This is a genomic window from Lysinibacillus sp. LK3, from assembly GCF_001043675.1.
In the GTDB taxonomy this organism is placed as follows: Bacteria; Bacillota; Bacilli; order Bacillales_A; family Planococcaceae; genus Lysinibacillus; species Lysinibacillus capsici.
The window spans coordinates 1-2,186 of the sequence record NZ_LDUJ01000058.1 but is presented as its reverse complement, the minus strand read 5'-3'; the positions used below and the strand labels follow the sequence as shown (position 1 = coordinate 2,186).

Genomic DNA, 2,186 nt, shown 5'->3' with positions numbered 1-2,186 from the left:
ATCTTCAAATTGAGATATTAAGTCTTTTGAATAATAATGAGACATTAAACTTTCCAAAAAAAATGAAAATAGGTTTGAGATCCTCATCAGAAATTTTCAACGAAGTATTCAAAATATTACCAGATGCTCTTCAAAATAAACAATATAACAAAGTAAGATTAAATATTACCAAACCTAAATTTTTTAATACAATTGAAAATATCCCTTTCTATTTATCTTCTTATATAATTGAATATTTGTATTTTCTTGTAGAAATGATTATTAGAACTTATGATAAACCACTAAATGAAAAAGAAATTACAAAATTATCAGAGGATTTAATCCAGATTTATGGTGATAGGCAAGAAGTTGATTTTGATTACATATCCAAAGTGATTGGTTATATAAATAATTTGTATAAAAAAGCAGGGTATAAAATTAATGACGATTTTTGGGATACAATAACCAAAGAACTTCAATTTATATTAAAAATGCAAGACTATGAAGAATTTAATTTTGATAATAATGGGATTCTTACCATAGATATTAATGATGAAAAAGATATGATAAATATAGTTAAAAATATTTTTACAAATCAATCTATTGTTAAAATATTTAAAATTTCTTGGGAAAAGCAAAGTAGTGGTCAAATAGCTATCATTAAGCTTTTGGGTAATATTCACAAAGCGTTTGAAGAGATACGCATAAAAGATATAGGGGATAATTCTACAAATATTATGTTATTAATAGATGAAATTGATTTATACTTTCATCCCCAATGGCAAAAAAGAGCATTATTGACAATAAATCATGCTATTCATGAAATGGTTAGAAAAATGCCAATAATAAACAAAGAAATTGATTTACAAGTTGTATTTACTACACATTCACCGTTTCTAGTTTCCGATTTAACTGCTGAAAGAGTACTATTTCTGGAATTTAATAGTAATAGCGAGGTAGTGGCTATAGATAATCTAGAAGGTATAAAAAGAACTTTTGGCTCTAATATCCATGAATTATATGCCCATTCTTTCTTTTTAAAAGGGGGATTAATGGGGGAGTTTGCTAAGCAAAAAATTAACAACATAGCTAATGAGATTATTAGCTATATGCCTAATCAAAACCAAATGATAGATTGGGAAAGTATAAGAAGGCAAATTAATATAGTTGGCGAACCAATTCTTCGATCTAGATTAATTGAATTATACAATGAGAAACGAACACTTGTTAAGCCATTACCAGATGAAATGGTTACATTGAAGCAAGAGCTTGAAGACTTACAAAAGGAAATGAAAAAAGTTCAAAAGAGAATCCTAGATTTTGAAAAAAAAGGTGACAAATAATGATACATATAGACTTAGAAAATAAAATTTTAAATAGTATCCCTATATTAGATTTACATCAAGCGTATGTAACAGATATTAATCATCGTTTATATAAAAAGCTAAATGAGATAAAAAATAATACAATAGATTCAAGAATTACCATCATATGCGAATATATTATAAAAAATATTAGGGAAATTGCTGTTGGAGATATAGAGACTTTAAGAAAAATAAGAGAAACATTTTTAGAAATGGTCACTAATAAATTCAATTTTAATAAAGCCCAGGATACTAGAGATTACAAAAAGTTTCACAAAGAGATACGAGAATTATTTGAATCAGCATATGATGACTTTTTAGACATTGGAAATACTGTAATTATTAATGGGATAGAAAAAGAATGGGATGCTTATCAGTATATAGAGAGCTTGAATATTAAAATTTGTCCCTATTGTCATGCGCAGTACATTAATACAATTCGTAATAATAGGCAACTCTTAAATGCTGGAAAACAAGCTAGACCTGCCTTAGATCATTTTATCCCTAAAAGTATCTTGCCTATTTTTGCAGTATCTCTTTATAATTTAATTCCTGCTTGTACATATTGTAATAGTTATTTTAAATCAGATTATTATTCTACATTTGAAACATCATACTCTCCATTTGAAAAAGATATTGAGAAACATTTTAAATTTAAAATAGGTTCGGTAGTAAATGAACTTAATGTATTTGAAAAATTAAAAGATATACAATTACCTTTAGAAAATAAATTTGAAAAAAGTTATTATATAAAGAAGAAGCAAAATTTATGGTTAAAGACAATTGAAAATTATATAAATAAATACTATGAAAAAGATAAATCAGCTGAGGTAATGTGTGATC

1 protein-coding gene and 1 pseudogene are annotated in these 2,186 nt (G+C 25.9%); both read left to right on the top strand.

Going from position 1 to position 2,186, the window contains the following annotated elements:
- On the top strand, positions 1–1,322 hold a 1,322-nt coding region (locus VK91_RS22300; protein WP_156181916.1), incomplete at its 5' end, for an AAA family ATPase.
- Positions 1,322–2,186 (top strand): annotated as a pseudogene (locus tag VK91_RS22215) (hypothetical protein); the annotation flags it as partial. The gene VK91_RS22300 and the pseudogene VK91_RS22215, both read left to right, overlap by 1 nt.